The 15,703-nt window shown below is 63.4% G+C and carries 10 protein-coding genes and 1 pseudogene; 4 read left to right on the forward strand and 7 right to left on the reverse strand.

The features are described 5' to 3' along the window. Positions 1–2 precede the first annotated feature (2 nt). Together asd and Q6D67_RS18030 are read left to right on the forward strand one after the other, a co-directional pair. Positions 3–926, forward strand: a complete 924-nt coding sequence (gene asd, locus Q6D67_RS18025) for an archaetidylserine decarboxylase (RefSeq protein ID WP_304707062.1) — start codon at positions 3–5, stop codon at positions 924–926. Beyond that, complete coding sequence (locus Q6D67_RS18030; RefSeq protein ID WP_304707063.1) at positions 923–1,540, forward strand: hypothetical protein; 618 nt, start codon at positions 923–925, stop codon at positions 1,538–1,540. The genes asd and Q6D67_RS18030 overlap by 4 nt, the downstream gene beginning before the upstream one ends. Positions 1,541–1,563: 23 nt before the next feature. Here Q6D67_RS18030 and Q6D67_RS18035 read toward each other — a convergent pair whose 3' ends face one another. The 5 genes and pseudogenes from Q6D67_RS18035 to Q6D67_RS18060 all read right to left on the reverse strand — a co-directional run bounded on the left by Q6D67_RS18035 (position 1,564) and on the right by Q6D67_RS18060 (position 10,455). After that, entirely contained in the window at positions 1,564–2,439 is an 876-nt protein-coding gene (locus Q6D67_RS18035) for a DUF2971 domain-containing protein (RefSeq protein WP_304707064.1), read from the reverse strand. Between the two features lie 43 nt (positions 2,440–2,482). Then, positions 2,483–4,474, reverse strand: a complete 1,992-nt coding sequence (locus Q6D67_RS18040; protein ID WP_304707065.1) for a biotin carboxylase N-terminal domain-containing protein — start codon at positions 4,472–4,474, stop codon at positions 2,483–2,485. A 5-nt stretch (positions 4,475–4,479) separates the two neighbouring features. Then, the gene (locus Q6D67_RS18045; RefSeq protein WP_304707066.1) at positions 4,480–6,180 is read right to left on the reverse strand and encodes an acyl-CoA carboxylase subunit beta; all 1,701 of its coding nucleotides are present in this window, start codon (positions 6,178–6,180) and stop codon (positions 4,480–4,482) included. A 42-nt stretch (positions 6,181–6,222) separates the two neighbouring features. After that, positions 6,223–8,030 (reverse strand): annotated as a pseudogene (locus tag Q6D67_RS18050) (acyclic terpene utilization AtuA family protein). A gap of 19 nt (positions 8,031–8,049) precedes the next feature. Then, entirely contained in the window at positions 8,050–10,455 is a 2,406-nt protein-coding gene (locus tag Q6D67_RS18060; protein WP_304707069.1) for an acyl-CoA dehydrogenase, read from the reverse strand. A 227-nt stretch (positions 10,456–10,682) separates the two neighbouring features. Between Q6D67_RS18060 and sodB the strand changes: the two genes are divergently transcribed. After that, positions 10,683–11,264, forward strand: coding sequence for a superoxide dismutase [Fe] (gene sodB, locus Q6D67_RS18065; protein ID WP_304707070.1), 582 nt, complete (start codon positions 10,683–10,685; stop codon positions 11,262–11,264). Between the two features lie 43 nt (positions 11,265–11,307). Here sodB and Q6D67_RS18070 read toward each other — a convergent pair whose 3' ends face one another. Continuing rightward, on the reverse strand, positions 11,308–11,763 hold the full coding sequence (locus Q6D67_RS18070) for an Lrp/AsnC family transcriptional regulator (RefSeq protein WP_304707071.1): 456 nt from the start codon (positions 11,761–11,763) through the stop codon (positions 11,308–11,310). Positions 11,764–11,933: 170 nt separating this feature from the next. On the opposite strand from Q6D67_RS18070, the gene Q6D67_RS18075 reads away from it, so the two are divergent. Continuing rightward, the gene (locus Q6D67_RS18075; protein ID WP_304707072.1) at positions 11,934–13,817 is read left to right on the forward strand and encodes an aminotransferase class V-fold PLP-dependent enzyme; all 1,884 of its coding nucleotides are present in this window, start codon (positions 11,934–11,936) and stop codon (positions 13,815–13,817) included. 11 nt (positions 13,818–13,828) lie between these two features. Here Q6D67_RS18075 and Q6D67_RS18080 read toward each other — a convergent pair whose 3' ends face one another. After that, positions 13,829–15,700, reverse strand: a complete 1,872-nt coding sequence (locus Q6D67_RS18080) for a hydantoinase B/oxoprolinase family protein (RefSeq protein WP_304707073.1) — start codon at positions 15,698–15,700, stop codon at positions 13,829–13,831. Between the last annotated feature and the right edge of the window lie 3 nt (positions 15,701–15,703).

The following is a 15,703-nucleotide window of genomic DNA, read 5'->3' on the forward strand; positions in this document are numbered from 1 at the left end:
CAGTGAACCAGCTGATCCGCCAACTGAGCCAGCAAGAGCAGCTCAACTTTCTCCTCACCAACCGCATCCCACGGCGGCTGGCGACACAGTTCATGGGCTGGTTCAGCCGTATCGAAAGCCCGCTGCTGACACGCGTGGCAATAGCCCTGTGGCGCCTGTTTGCGGATGACCTCAACCTCGAAGAGGCGAAGACGCGGCGCTTCACCAGTCTGCAGGCCTGCTTCACTCGCGAGCTAAAACCCGGTGCGCGCACTGTGGATACGCACCCGGATATTGTCACCAGCCCCTGCGATGCCATTGTCGGCGCCCGCGGCAGGATCATGGGCACGACCCTGTTCCAGGCCAAGGGCTTTCCCTACGAACTGGCGGATCTCATCCCGGACCGTGAACTGCAGGAACAATATCGGGACGGGGTTTTCGTTACCCTGAGGCTCAAATCCAGCATGTATCACCGCTTCCATGCACCGGTGAACTGCACGCTGGAACAGGTCACCTACATTGCCGGGGATACCTGGAATGTGAACCCGATCGCATTGAAACGCGTTGCAAGGCTCTACTGCAAAAATGAGCGGGCGGTACTGCCGCTGCAGACAGAGCGCCCGGACAGCGCTGTCTGTCTGGTACCCGTAGCTGCCATTCTCGTCGCGAGCATCAAACTGCACTGCCTGGACACAGCACTGGACTTGCATTACCGCGGACCGCAGCGAATCAACTGTAAGGCAAGCGTGCGCAAGGGCGATGAACTGGGTTATTTCCAGCATGGCTCCACCATCATCCTGTTTGCCACCGGCAACCACCTGTTTTGCCCCGACACCGAGACCGGCAGCCGGGTCCAGATGGGGCAGGCCCTGCTGCAACGGGATACTGCCGGGGAACACTCCCAATCCACCCAAGACACTGCGTCACCACCGGAGATATTGTCATGACCTTTGCTGAAGAACTCCACCAGCAGCGCTGGGACGACCACCGCTACTACCACCACAACCGGGTCAACCAGTCGCTGCATCTGCTCAGTGCCTGCTGTTTTATCGCCAGCTATCTGCTGCTTCTGGTCGACCCCGTGGTGGCGGTGATGATTGGCTGGCTGCTGGCCATGGTGTTGCGCCAGGTCGGCCACTTCTTCTTCGAACCCAAGACCTGGGACGAGATCAACCAGGCCAGCCACGAGTACAAGGAGAGCGTCAAGGTGGGCTACAACCTGCAGCGCAAAGTGGTACTACTGTCGATCTGGGTCGCCCTGCCCGCCCTGCTCTGGATCAGCCCGAGTCTTCTGGGCCTGCTCACAGACCACCAGGTGAGCAAGGGTTTCCTGCATAACACCGCGATTCTCTGGTTCTTCACCGGGGTCGGCGCGGTAGTGTTTCGCACCGTGCATCTGTTTTTCCTGAAGGGGGTGCAATCGGGCCTGGTGTGGGCCACCAAGATCATTACCGATCCCATTCACGACATCAGGATCTACCACCCGGCACCGCTGTATCTGCTCAAAGGCGAACTGTACGACGACATGAGCCAGTGGTATCGGGAACGTCCCGCTGAATAGTCGCCTCCATCATCCGGGGAGACTCAGCGTTTGCGATAGGGGATATCGCAGTAAGTGATGTCGCGGCGGGGCGACGCGCCGCGGCCCTGCAGGTACAGGGCCAGTGAGTTCATTGACAGGTCGATATTGCCGGTAGGGCCGAGGAAGGCGTGCTCAATCGCCAACCGGCCCTGCTCATCCCGCAGATCGAGAGGGAACCAGGGAATCAGCATGGAGTTACCCTCACGAAATTGCACCTTGCCGGAAGCTGTATCACCGATCATCGGTGACACAATGCGCCACTCCTGCTCCTCCTCGAAAGCCGGGTGCTTGAGCACAGCGGCAATACGCAGCAGGTCACCCTCGATTGTCTGAAAGCGACGCACCCACTGCCGGTTCTGGCTTGCGGTCTCATCGGTTTCATCACTCTCTTCGGCCAGTGCTTCCACCGCATCGATGATTTCATTGATCATCTTTTCCTGCTGCGAGGGCGCGTAAACGCAGTGCCCCACTTCAAAATGCTGGCGCCGGGCGCAATCGAGGATGTGTTCCGGTGCGAAGCCGAGGCTCACGCCCTTGCCGTGAACGCTGTAGCCGCGCCACTGGCTGAGCAGATTGCCATTGCCGCGGAAAGAGGCGCAGAACAGCATGGGGCCGCTCACCACACGGTAGGTGAGCCAGTCGAGGAAAGTGGTGAGCAAGGCCGGGTTGTCCACCCCGGCGACGATGCGCTGGGTTACCTGCTCGCCCAGAAGATCCAGGGTATGGCGCAGCTCGGTTGAGTCGTTCATGTAGCGGATGTCGCTACAGCGCAGCTCGGCACTGTCGACGATACCCAGCAGGCCACTCAGGGTCGTGTAGTGATACAAGGTCTCCCGGGGCGGCATTGCGAACAGGCGCTGTGAGATGAGATCGAACATGGGGTTATTGTTGCCGCTGAAGATGACGAGTACAAGGTTCAGCTCAGGATTCGCTGATCTCCAGAACCGTCGCCCCCGCTGCTGCCTGTACCCCCGCCTGCACATGCACCGCGCTGACCTCGCCGCTGACCTGGGCCAGCAGGCGGTGCTCCATTTTCATGGCCTCGATCACCAGCAGTTCCTGCCCCTTGACGACGCGGTCGCCGGGAGCAACCAGCACCTGGAGCACATTGCCATGCATCGGCGCCTTGACAATGCCGCTGCCGACCGCCGCCTCGTCGCCGCGGGTAAAGGCGAGCTGGTTCACAAGTTCACAGGCGGCGCCACCGAGTTGCAGGCTTACCACGCCGCGGCCGGTCAAGGTGTAACAAAGGCGGTGGGTCACGCCGTCGATCAACACCTTTGCAGTGCCCCTGCAGTCGTCATTCAGCCAGCGCAACGGGTGTTCGCTCGCCGCTACAGTGCAGACATAGTCAGCGGTACCGACCTGCTGCACGTAGACGTCAACATCCTCTTCCTCTGCAATCTGGTAGCGGTAATGCACGCTGATGTGGCGCAGGCCGGACCAACCGCGCAGCGATATCTCGGGAAAAACGCGCGCTCTCTCCGATGCGGCCACCCCATCGCGATACTGCAACACCGCGGCGCAGCAGAGCTGCGCCAACTCGGGGGCCGGCGCCTGCACCCCCTGCGCAAACTCTTCAGCAATAAAGGCAGTAGTGGCGGCGCCAGCCTGGAACCGGGGGTTGGCAACGACATCCAGCAGGAACTGCCGGTTACTGGCGGGACCGAACAGCACCGTAGTCTGCAGGGCGCGGTGCAGGCGCCGGCAGGCGGCGGCGCGATCCTCCCCCCAGGCGATGATCTTGGCCAGCATGGGGTCATAGAACGGCGACACTTCCTGCCCCGCGGCGAGGCCGTGATCCACGCGGATGCCGTCTCCCACCGGAGGCTGCCAGCGTTGAATTGTGCCCGCTGCGGGCAGGAAGTCATTGACCGTATCTTCCGCGTACAGGCGCGCCTCGATGGCATGGCCGGTCAGGGTGACGTCCGCCTGCGCAACAGGCAGCGGGTAGCCCTGGGCAATCTGCAATTGCAGGGCGACCAGATCCAGCCCGGTGACCATCTCGGTAACCGGATGCTCCACCTGCAGGCGGGTGTTCATCTCCAGAAAATAGAATTCGCCTGCGCTGTCCAGCAGAAACTCCACGGTACCCGCGCCGCAATAGTCGATACTGCGCGCCGCATTGACCGCCGCGTCACCCATGGCACCGCGTAGTTCGGGGGTCAGTACCGGACAGGGCGATTCCTCCAGCACTTTCTGGTGCCGACGCTGGACCGAGCAGTCGCGCTCACCCAGATGAACATGGTTGCCCAGACTGTCGCTGAAAACCTGAATTTCGACGTGCCTGGGCCGCAGCAGCGCCCACTCCAGAATCAGCTCGCCAGAGCCAAAGGCATTTTCTGCTTCCGAGCGGGCGGCCGCGAGGGCCGCGGGCAGATTGGCCAGGTCTGCCACCAGGCGCATGCCGCGACCGCCACCTCCGGCAGCCGCTTTCACCATCAACGGCGCCCCAATCTCCTGGGCCGCGGCAAGCAGCGTTTCATCGGACTGGTCCTGACCCTGGTAACCGGGAATACAGGGCACACCGGCCGCCAGCATCAGGCGCTTGGCCGCGGCCTTGTTGCCCATGAGTTCAATAGCGCCGGCGGAAGGGCCGATAAAGACCATGCCGGTATCCTCACAGGCGCGGGCAAAGGCCGCGTTCTCGGAGAGGAAGCCATATCCGGGATGAATCGCCCCTGCCCTGGTGGCCATAGCAGCCTGCAGAATGCGTTCGGGGTCGAGGTAGGACTGCTTGGCCGGCGCCGGACCGATCAGCACCGCTGCATCCGCCAGCAACACATGGGGAGCGCCCGCGTCGGCGGCGGAGTACACGGCGATGGTACGGTAACCTTGGGCCTGTGCGGAGCGAATAACCCGCACCGCAATCTCGCCCCGGTTGGCCACCAGAACGCTATCAAACTGTGCCATTGCGCTTACTCCCCTGCCTCGCTGCAGCTGCGCACTTGTGCCCAATAGAGCACGCTGGAAGTATCCATCGCTACATCCTCCCCCACGCCGAAGGTATTGGGGAACACCCGGCGCTGGCGCGCCTCCCAGCAGGTCTGCAGGGCCATGCCCAGTACCTTGCGACTGTCGCGAGGATCAATCAGGCCATCGTCCAGCATGCGGCCCGAGGTATAGAAGGCACTGGACTGGCGATCGTAATGGGCAATCACCCTGGCCTCCTGGGCGGCGATTCGCGCCTCATCCACGGCCACGCCCTTGCGCGCGGCGCCGGCCCGAAACACCTCGGTCATGGTTCTGGCCGCCTGTTCGCCACCCATTACCCCGATCTGGGTATTGGGCCAGCTGAACAGGAAATCGGGGTCGTAACCCTGGCCGCACATGCCGTAATTGCCGGCGCCAAAACTGGCGCCGATCATCAGGGTGATGCGCGGCACCCGCGCGTTGGTAACCGCCTGGATCATTTTGCTGCCATGCTTGATCATGCCGGCCTGTTCGTAGTCTGTGCCCACCATGTAGCCGGTGATGTTCTGCAGGAACAGCAGCGACGTGTCGGACTGGTCGCAGAGCTGGATGAACTGGGCCACCTTGGTGGCAGCGTTGGGATCAATAGGACCGTTGTTGGCGATAATGCCAACCGGCATGCCGTAAACAGCCGCCTGCAGGCAGAGCGTTGCCGGGCCATAGTCGGGCTTGAACTGCAAAAATGCAGACCCATCCACCAGCCGCGCCACCACTTCGCGCGCGTCGTAGGGCTGGCGATAATCCACGGGCACGATACCGGGCAGATCCTCCGTACTGTACAGCGGTTCCGCAAAGTCCCGGGGAGGCGGCTGCGGGCAGTGCCGGTTCCAGCCCAGGCTGGCGATCACCTGGCGGCATAGTGCGAGACCGTGGGCATCATCCTCGGCCAAATATTCCACCAGGCCTGACACCGTGGCGTGCATGCCGGCACCACCCAGGGGCTCGTCCTCTGCCACTTCGCCGGTGGCCGCCTTCAGCAGCGCCGGACCCGCCAGGTAGGCCTTGCCGTTGCCCTTGACGCCAATCACGTAATCGCTAAGGCCGGGCATGTAGGCCCCGCCGGCGGCGGACGCGCCGTGCAGCACCGTCACCACCGGCAGACCCGCGGCGCTGAGCCGCGCCAGCCGGGCGAATACCCCGCCGCCCTCCATCCACATCTCCACCCGGTATTCCAGCAGGTTGGCGCCGGCGCTTTCCACCAGGTGCACGAAGGGCAGCTTCTGCTGCAGGGCGATGTCCATGACCCGGGTTGCCTTGCGAGTGGAGGTTGTGGTCATGGCGCCCGCATTGATACCGGAGTCGTCGACTGTGACCATGCAGCGGGTGCCATTGATGTAGCCGATGCCGCAGATATACGCGGCGCCGGGCACCGACTGCTCAGGATCGTCGTTGTCTACCAGGAAACCGGCCATATTGCCGATCTCCAGAAATGGGCTACCGGGATCCAGCAGGCGCGCCAGCCGCTCCCTGGGCAGTATTTGCCCGCGCTTGTCGAAGCGGGGTTGGGACGCGTTGGACCGCTCCGCAGTGCGCGCCAGTGCGGCGCGCATGCGCTCGATCAGTTCACTCTGCTGGCGCTGATTGTTTTCGTAGCGTTCACTGCCAGGCACAATCTTGGATTCAAAAACGGGCACAGCATCAGTCATGAATAAAATGGTCCCTTGTGTGTTATGTGCGCACGGTGCGGTCTACAGCAGAACTGCCGGCACCGGCACCAACACAGTCAGCAGCAGCTGTGCATAGCCCTTGCCCTGCGGGTCCGTGCGCAGGCTGGCGACACCACCACCAGCCAGCACATCGTGCAGCAGAAAATTCAGGGCGTGGCTGCCGGGCAGATAAAAACGCTCTACCGGCCGCCGCTGCCCGGGCCGCAGGAAATGGGCAAAAAAATCTGCTACCCGCGTCTCGGTCAGCGCCGCGGCAAGCCAGGGCAGATACTCTGGCCGACGCGCGATAATGCCGATATTGGCCTGGTTCCCCTTGTCGCCACTGCGTCCGAAGGCCAGCTGCTCCAGCGGCACCTCCACCAGCGCAGCATCATCCTGCGACGCAGCCGGTAACTGCGGCGGCACCAGAGGCTCGGGTGGGCGGACCTGCGCTTCAGTGAAAGTTGCCGACGCCCCGTCCACTGCCACCGTCAGCGCCAATTCGGCTTTCGGCAACAGGAAAGAGAACAGGCGCACCACGGGCGAGGGCCTGGCCCGCGTGCCGGCAAAACTGCACAGCCCCGGCGGCGCTGCCAGGGCAATACCTGTCATTTCCTTGAGGAACAAAGCGACGCCGCGGGCACTGGGGTGCTTCACTGCAATCTTGATATCCACTTCCCGCGCATCGCTGACCGCGGCGGCCGCGCCAAAATGCGATTCTGTACCGCTGATCTCGACGCTGGTCTCGGAGAGATCCGGCAGCCCCTGCTCGCGCAGCAGCTCACGGGTGCGGGCGAACACGCCCTCGGCAAACAGCTCCGCCTTGCGCCGGGCATCGCGCCTGACCATGGTCCAGATGTGGCCGGCGCGAAAGCCGTCGGCCCAGGTGACGCAGACCTTGTAGCTCTCCGGCGCGCCGTGCCCGCGCGCGCCCGTGACGCGCACCCGATCTACCGCTACCTGCTCCAGGGTCACCCCCGAAAAGTCGCAGCTGACATCCGGCAACAGATAAGCCTGGGGATCCCCGATCTCATACAGCATCTGCTCCGCCACAGTGCCGACGGTCACCGCGCCACCGGTAGCGGCGGGCTTGCTCACCTCAAAGGTGCCGTCGGCGGCGATGCTTGCCAGCGGGTAGCCGGCACTGGCGAGCGTTTCTGCCAGCGTTTCCCAATCGGTGAAATTGCCACCGGTGGCCTGGGTGCCGCACTCCAGGATGTGTCCGGCCAGGCTGCCCTGGGCCAGGCAGTCGAAGTCATCCGGCTGCCACGCAAAGGCGTGGATACAGGCGCCGAGGGTGACAGCACTGTCGACGCAGCGGCCGGTGATAACGATATCGGCGCCGCGGTCGAGCGCCTCGGCGATGGGAAAGGCGCCGAGATAGGCATTGGCGCTCGCCACCCGGGCAGGCTCCGGAAAGGGTTCGCCGGAAAACATTTCCCGGATCGCGCGCTCACCGTTGCGTGCGGCAAATTCCTGCGTACACGGCGTCAGGTCATCCCCCAGCACCGTCGCCACCACCAGATCCAGGCCCTCGGCGGCAATCAGTTTGCGCAGCGCCTCCGCGCAGGCCTGGGGGTTGACCCCGCCGGCGTTGGCAATCACCCGCGCTCCGCGATCCGCTGCAAATGGGGCTCCATGGCGGCGCTGACAAAGTCGGTGGCGTAGCCCTGGTCGGGGTCCGCCACCCTGGCGCGGGCCAGGATGGACATGGTGACCTCAGCCAGATAGTCGTAGACGAGATAGTCCAGGCCCTCCACCGCCAGCAGCTGCGGTGTCGCCAGGGCGGCGTCGCCCCAGTAGCCCGAGGCGCCGCCGATCGTGATCGTCTGGGGATGTTTGCCGGTCACGCCCAGACCCGCACCTCGGTCACAGCAGGGTCTCGAAGTGGTCGGTCAGCACGCAGTCCAGGCGGCGGGCATCGTACTCACGCAGAGGCTCCACATCCTCGGCACGAATGATCTGCTTGTCCACGGCCGCCTGCAGCGCCTCGTCCAGGGTCTCGGCGCCGAGCTCATCCTTGCTCCAGGCCCGCTGCAGGGCCTGGAAGGGTTTATCCACTTGCAACAGCATCTGGTACGTGGTCTCCACCCGGCCAACCGCATCCTCCGGATCCTGACTAACGTAGACATGCTGTGCCAGCATTGCGCGCACAGCGTTGGGCTCCATGACGAGTGCTCCCAGTTCGCGGATCTGGTGGTCATCCGGTGCCCGGAAAACCCGCCCCAGGGGCAGGCACAGGGCCCGCATGAGCAGCCCCAGGGGGCGCGGCTGGAAATTGGCGCAGTAGGCAATCAGTGCTTCCTGGGCTGCGTGCAGCGAATGCTGCAGGGCGTAGGCTGCGTGGGCATCTCCCTCCTCGCTGCGGGGCTGGGTGGCGTGGAATTTCAAGATGCTGCTGGAGATGAACAGCTGGCTGTGGACATCCCCCAGGCGCGCCGACAGCAACTCGCGACGCTTGAGATCGCCGCCGAGGATGCCCAGGGCGACATCGGCACAGGTAGCCAACGCCGCGCTCAGGTGATTGATGCGCTGATACCAGCGGCGGCTGAAGTCATCCGCACCCGAGGGTACCGGGCTGAAGTAGGCGCCGCTGATCCCCAACACTACCAGCCGTGCCAGGTTACTGCTGATATGGCCGAGGTGCTGCATGAACAGCGGCTCGAACTCGCGCTCCCCCTGGTGGGTCTCCTCCGCCTCCAGGGTCTGCATCTCGTCGAACAGATAGGGGTGGCAGCGCATGGCGCCCTGGCCAAAGATCATCAGCGAACGAGTGAGGATATTGGCGCCCTCGACGGTGATTGCCACTGGCACCGCGTGATAAGCCGCGCCGAGAAAATTGCGCGGGCCGAGCTGGATGCCGCGGCCGCCGACCACGTCCATGCCGTGGTTCACCAGTGTCCGCATCATCTCGGTGGCGTGATACTTGGCCATGGCGGTCATCACCGAGGGCGTACCATCCTCGAGACCACGAGTGACCATCTGGCGCATGGCCTCCAGCGTGTAGGCGCCCGCGGCGATTTCGGCGGTCGCTTCCTGCACGCCCTCGAATTTGCCCACTTCCATGTTGAACTGGCGACGGATGCGCGCGTAGGCACCCACCATCAGGTAGCACATTTCGCCGCTGGCGGTGGACAGCGCCGGCAGGGACACGCCGCGGCCGGCACCCAGGCATTCAATCAGCATGCGCCAACCCTTGCCCGCCATCTCCGGCCCGCCGATGATCCAGCTCACCGGGATAAACACGTCGTCGCCCATGATCGGCCCGTTCATGAACGGCGCGCCGGGGTTGTGGCGGCGCCCGATTTCCACCCCGGGGTGGTCGGCTGGCAGCAGGGCACAGGTGATACCGTATTCCACCTTCTCCGGGTCCCCCAGCAAACCCTCGGGATCGCGCAACTGGAATGCCAGCCCCACGACCGTGGCCACCGGGGCCAGGGTAATCCAGCGCTTGTGGAAATTGAGCCGCAGACCGACCACTTCCTCGCCTTCGAATTCGCCCTTGCACACCAGCCCGATATCCGGGATAGCCCCCGCATCCGAACCCACCTCGGGACCGGTCAGGCCGAAACAGGGCAGTTCCGAGCCGTCCGCCAGGCCCGGTAGCCAGTGCTGCTTCTGCTCCTCGGTGCCGTACTTGACCAACAGTTCACCGGGGCCCAACGAGTTGGGCACCATTGCGGTGACTGCCGCAGTAATGGAGCGGCTGGCGAGCTTGCTCATGATGCGGCTCTGGGCGTAGGGGCTGAAATCCCGTCCGCCAAAGGACTCGGGGATAATCAGGCCGAAGAACCCCTTCTGGCGCAGGAAATCCCACACCTCCGGCGACAGATCCTGGCGCTGGTGTACATCCCATTCGTCGATCATGCTGCACAGTTCATTGGTCTCGTTGTCGATGAACGCCTGCTCCTTCTCTGACAGCTTCGGCGGCTGAATGGCCGCGAAACGATGCCAGTCCGGCTTACCGCTGAACAGATCCTTTTCCCACCAGGTAGTGCCCGCTTCCAGCGCTTCGCGCTCGGTGCTGCTCATCGGTGGCATGGCCTCGCGCAGCATGGCGTAGACCGGCGCAACCAGGTAGCGGCGGCGCCACTCCTCCACGTTGAGCACGGCAATCACCCCCAGCACCAATAAAAGCACCAGCCACATTCCCCCGTGCAGCTCGGTCAGCAACAGCGTGCCTACCCCCACGATTACAGAGCCGGCCACCAACGATGGGCGGTACCAAAGCACAACGATTACCAGGACCAGAAAGAGTAGAATGGAACCCAACATGACAGATTTACCTCGCTGTGGGCGCCGCCGCAGTGGCGCGCCCTTGTTTCAATCCGTAGCCACAACCTTAGTCCATTACTGTGATCGCGCACAATGAGTTATACTGCAGGTCCTCGCTGGACCTCCTCTAATAACAGCGCAGGACGCCGCAACAATCGGCCCCTGTCGCAAAACATTAGTCTGGACGATACCCCACACAACCATCCTGAAATTGCTGGAGGCCTACAATGACTTTTGAACTCCCCGCCCTTCCCTACCCCCGCGATGCTTTGGCGCCGCATATCTCCGAAGAAACCATCGACTATCACTACGGCAAGCACCACAACACCTACGTCGAGAAACTGAATGGCATGGTTCCCGGCACCGAATTCGAAGGCAAATCGCTGGAGGACATCATCAAGACCTCCTCCGGCGGCGTGTTCAACAATGCCGCCCAGGTCTGGAACCACAGTTTCTACTGGGAATGCCTGAGCCCCAACGGCGGCGGTGAAGCCACCGGTGCCGTAGCCGCTGCGATTGACAAGGCCTTCGGCTCTTTTGCCGACTTCAAAAAGGAATTCAGCGAATCCGCCGTCGGCAACTTTGGCTCCGGCTGGACCTGGCTGGTCAAGAAAGGCGACGGCAGCGTCGCCATCGTCAACACCAGCAATGCGGAGACTCCGCTGACCGACAGCGCGGTGACACCGCTGCTGACCGTGGACGTGTGGGAGCACGCCTACTACATCGACTACCGCAATGCCCGCCCCAAATACCTGGAGGCGTTCTGGGCGCTGGTGAACTGGGAGTTCGTGAACCAGAACTTCGCCTGACCCCCGCGGCCGGCGCGGGTTACCGCCGCGCCGGTCCTCCCGTTCAATCCTGCAGCGGCAACACCGTCGTTGCCTTGATCTCTTCCATCACAAAGCTGGCGGACACGTCGAACAGATCGGCGCCGATCAGTTGCTGGTAGAGCCGGTCGTAGTCCGGCATGTCGGCGACGACCGCCTTCAGCAGATAGTCCAACTGCCCGCCCAGACGATATACCTCGAGCACGCCCTCCACGCCCTGCACCACCTCGCGGAAACGCTGGGCCCAGGCCTCGTTGTGCTGGTTGGTGCGAAGGGTGATGAACACTGTTAGCCCAAGCCCGATCCTGGCGGCATCGAGCAGAGTGACCCGCTGGCGGATGATCCCGCCCTGTTCCAGCTTCTGCAGGCGGCGCCAGCAGGCGGATTTGGAGATGCTCACCCGCTCCGCGAGATCCGCCACCGAAAGTGCGGCATCCACCTGCAGCAGGCGCAGAAGATGTTTGTCGGTTGAATCGAGCATGGATGCCTCCAGCGCCAGACAAAGGGACGACGTTCCGGTATTCAAGATTAAAATGAAATATCAATCCGTTAATGTTCGCGATTAAAACACAAATAGGCACAATGTTTCATCTGCCTCGCGCTAGACTTCACTGCATGGTTCACCAGAAAATCAATTCAGGAGCACTGCCCATGAGCCCATTGCTTGAGCGGATCCGCAAGGCCGTCATTGGCCAACGCCGGCCCATCGCCACGCCTTTCGGTGACAAGCCGCTGGTGTATGCGGATTACACCGCTTCCGGCCGCAGCCTGGACTTCGTCGAGGACTACATCCGCGCGCAGGTGCTGCCCTACTACGCCAACACGCATACAGAGACTTCCTTTACCGGCGCCCACACTTCGAACCTGCGGGAAGCGGCCCGTGCCCAGGTTCGCAGGGCGGTCAATGGCGGCAGCGAGGACAAGGTGATCTTTTGCGGCTCCGGGGCCACCGCTGCCATCAACAAGCTGATCGATGCGATGAACCTGCGCCTGCCGGCGGAGCTGGATGCCCGCTGCCAGCTGTCGGCGCATCTGCCTGCAGAGGAACGGCCGGTGGTCTTTATCGGCCCCTATGAACACCACTCCAACGAACTGCCCTGGCGGGAGAGCATCGCCGAGCTGGAGGTTATCCCCCTCGACGCGCAGGGCTGCATAGACCTCGAAGCGCTGGCATCCGCCCTGCAGCGGCACGCGCACCGCTCCCTGCTGATCGGCAGCTTCTCCGCCGCCTCCAATGTCACCGGGATCAAAAGCGATGTGGCGGCCGTAACCCGTCTGCTGCGGGCGCACGGCGCCCTCGCGTTCTGGGACTACGCCGCGGCGGGCCCCTATGTGGCCATCGACATGAACGGCGAATATCCGCTGGACGCCGTGTTCCTGTCCCCGCACAAATTTGTCGGTGGTCCGGGCACCCCCGGCATTCTGGTGGCGAAGAGCGCGCTGTTGGGCAATCGGGTGCCGGCCATGGTGGGAGGCGGCACGGTGATTTATGTGACGCCGGAAGACCACGTCTACAGCCGTGACATTGAGCGACGCGAGGAAGGGGGTACGCCGGCCATCGTGGAATCCATTCGCGCCGGCCTGGTATTTTCCCTGCAACAGGCAGTGGGCACCGACACCATCCAGGCCCGCGAGTCGGCGCTGGCCGAGCGCGCCATGGAACGGCTGCGGGCCTGCCCCAATATCGAGGTGCTGGGCAGTCATGAAGCTCCGCGCCTGCCCATTTTCTCCCTGCGCTTCCGCCACGGGGAACGCGACCTGCACTACGGCTTCGTGGTGGCGCTGCTGAATGACCTGTTTGGCATTCAAGCCCGCGGTGGCTGTTCCTGCGCAGGGCCCTACGCCCACGCCCTGCTCGGTCTCGACATGGCCTACAGCAAGCAGCTGGAAGCCGCTATCAGTTCCGGCGCCAGCCTGCTGCGGCCGGGCTGGGTGCGGCTGAACTTCAATTACTTCATCGATGAGGAGGAGTTCGAATACCTGCTGCGGGCGCTGGAACTGGTGGCGGAACACGGTTGGCGATTGCTGTCCTGCTATCAGGTGGATACCGCGCACGGTGTCTGGCGTTTTCAGGGCCAGGCGACGGCGCGTCCGGATCCTCTCGCGGATCAGAGCTGGCTGCAGCGTCCGGCAGCGGTGGCGACAAGTCAGGCGCCGCTGTCACTGCTGGCACAGCTTGAACTGGCGGAGCAGGAATTAATGCGGCAGGATCGCACGGCAATGGCCGCCAACCTGAAGCTGTCACCCGCCCACGAACATCTGCGCTGGTTTGTGCTGCCGCAGGAGGTAGTCCCCGCCATCGAGATCGGTCTGTCGGGTAGCGGCGGCGAGATGGGGCCGGGCACCGGCGTAATCGCCGACGTAGACGATAGTGTCGCCAGCAATGGCGATGGTGTCCGCCCAGGGCTGCTCCGGATTGAGGGTGTAGATGCGGGCGTTGTGCAGCAGTCGGTCAGCGGGCTGGGCCGACAGGACGGGCGCCAGCAGCAGGAAGACGCAGACCACCCCTGTGGGGACAATACCCGCACAGGGTAAGCTGAAATCTGCTAGCGTGCGGCGGAGAAGGTCGGCGCCACCGGTGCCGGCAGGTTTGTTTCCTGCTCGCAGCGGGCGCGCAGCTCCTCAATGCTGCCGCCGCGGTTGAACAGGGGTATGTCGGCGCCGCGGGCGGCGACGCGCTGCGCGCGCAGGGCCTCCGTGGCCGCAGTATCGATACTGCCATCGACCGCAAAAACGACGCCGTAGCGCTTCGCACCCTCCGCGGTCACCAACCGGCGCTGGACATCCCGACGCACCAGCTCCGGGTCACGCTTGTAGGGGTCACCCCAACCGCCACCACCCCAGGTGTTGAAGTACAGCAGATCACCCTTCTTGACCTTCACACCCTCTTTCTTGGCCGGGAGCCACTCCTCGCTGCCATCGACACGGACGATGCGCTTGGTGGAGCGCATGCCGGTCTCGCCCCCCAGCACACCCCAGGGGTAGGTCAGCCAACGATCGTCGTGGATACCGACCTCTCCGTCGGCCAGGAAGCGGTAGGCCACGCTGAGACCGTTACCCCCCCGGTGCAGGCCGGCACCGCCGGAGTCGGGGATGGTGGCATACTGCTCAATGCGCAGCGGGAAATAGCTCTCGATAAATTCATTGGGCACGTTGGTGAAGCCCGGCCACAGGGAGTGCCCGTCCGGGCCGTCGCCCACGGGCCGCCCGGGAATACCACCGAAGCCGATCTGGAACAGCTGGAACCACTCGCCGTCGTCCTTGTAGCCGGAATAGAACAGATGCGGTGAGTCGGAGAAACCGGCGGCGTTGAGCATCTGCTCCGGCGCACCCATGCCCAGCAGCGCCCCGAGCAGGTCGAAGATCCGCCCCAGGGCGTGGGTGCGGCCGGACAGGGCCGCGGGGAACTTCGGCTTCAGCAGGGTGCCGGCAGGAATGCGCACGTCCACCAGATCGTAGAAGCCGTCGTTGAACACGATCTGCGGGTCCACCACGTTGATGGTGAAGGAGCCGAAGAACATCTTGAACATGTCCTCGTTGAGAAAAAAGTTCACCGAGCTCTGGGCCTGCGGGTCGGTGCCCTCGAAATCGAATATCGCCGTCGAGCCTTCGCGCCACATGCGGCACTTGATCCGGTAGGGACCCATGCCCATGCCGTCGTCGCAGAGGTAGTCCTCGAATTCCCGCGGCTCTTCCGGGATAAACATTTCGATGATGTGCTTCATCGCGGCATGGTTGCGCTGCAGCATCACATCCATGGTGGAAAACAGCACATCGTCACCAAAGCGCTGGGCCAGCTCCACGCAGCGGCGGGCCGCGGTATTGCAGGCCGCCACCAGGGCGTTGAGGTCAAAGCGGTTCCACTGCGGGGTGCGCACGTTGTGCAGGATCAACTCGAGGATATCCTCCTGCAGCACGCCCTTCTTGTACAGCTTGATCGGCGGAATGCGGATGCCTTCCTGGAAGATGGAGGTCGCCTCGATGGGTATGGAGCCCGGCACCATGCCGCCGTTGTCGGACATATGCCCGAACATGGCGGACCAGGCGATATGGCGGCCGTCCTTGAACACTGGCACCAGCACCACCCAGTCCGGCAGGTGCGACACTGCGGCGTTGCACATGTACGGGTCGTTGGTGAGGATGATGTCCCCTTCCTCGATATCCGCGTCGTACGCCTGCAGGAACGGCCCGATAAAGGAACCGAACTGGCCCACCACCATTTTGCCTTCGCGGTTGGCAATCATCGGGAAGCAGTCACCCTGCTCGCGGATGCCCGGCGACATGGCGGTGCGGAACAGCACCGCATCCATCTCTTCGCGAGCGTTGCGCAGGGCGTTCTCAATAATGTCGACCGTGACGCCATCCACTTCCATAGTCTGCAGGGGCTGGTCGTTGCTCTGGATAATTCTCGCACTCATGTT

It is taken from the genome of Haliea sp. E1-2-M8, from assembly GCF_030649675.1.
Taxonomy (GTDB): domain Bacteria; phylum Pseudomonadota; class Gammaproteobacteria; order Pseudomonadales; family Halieaceae; genus Haliea.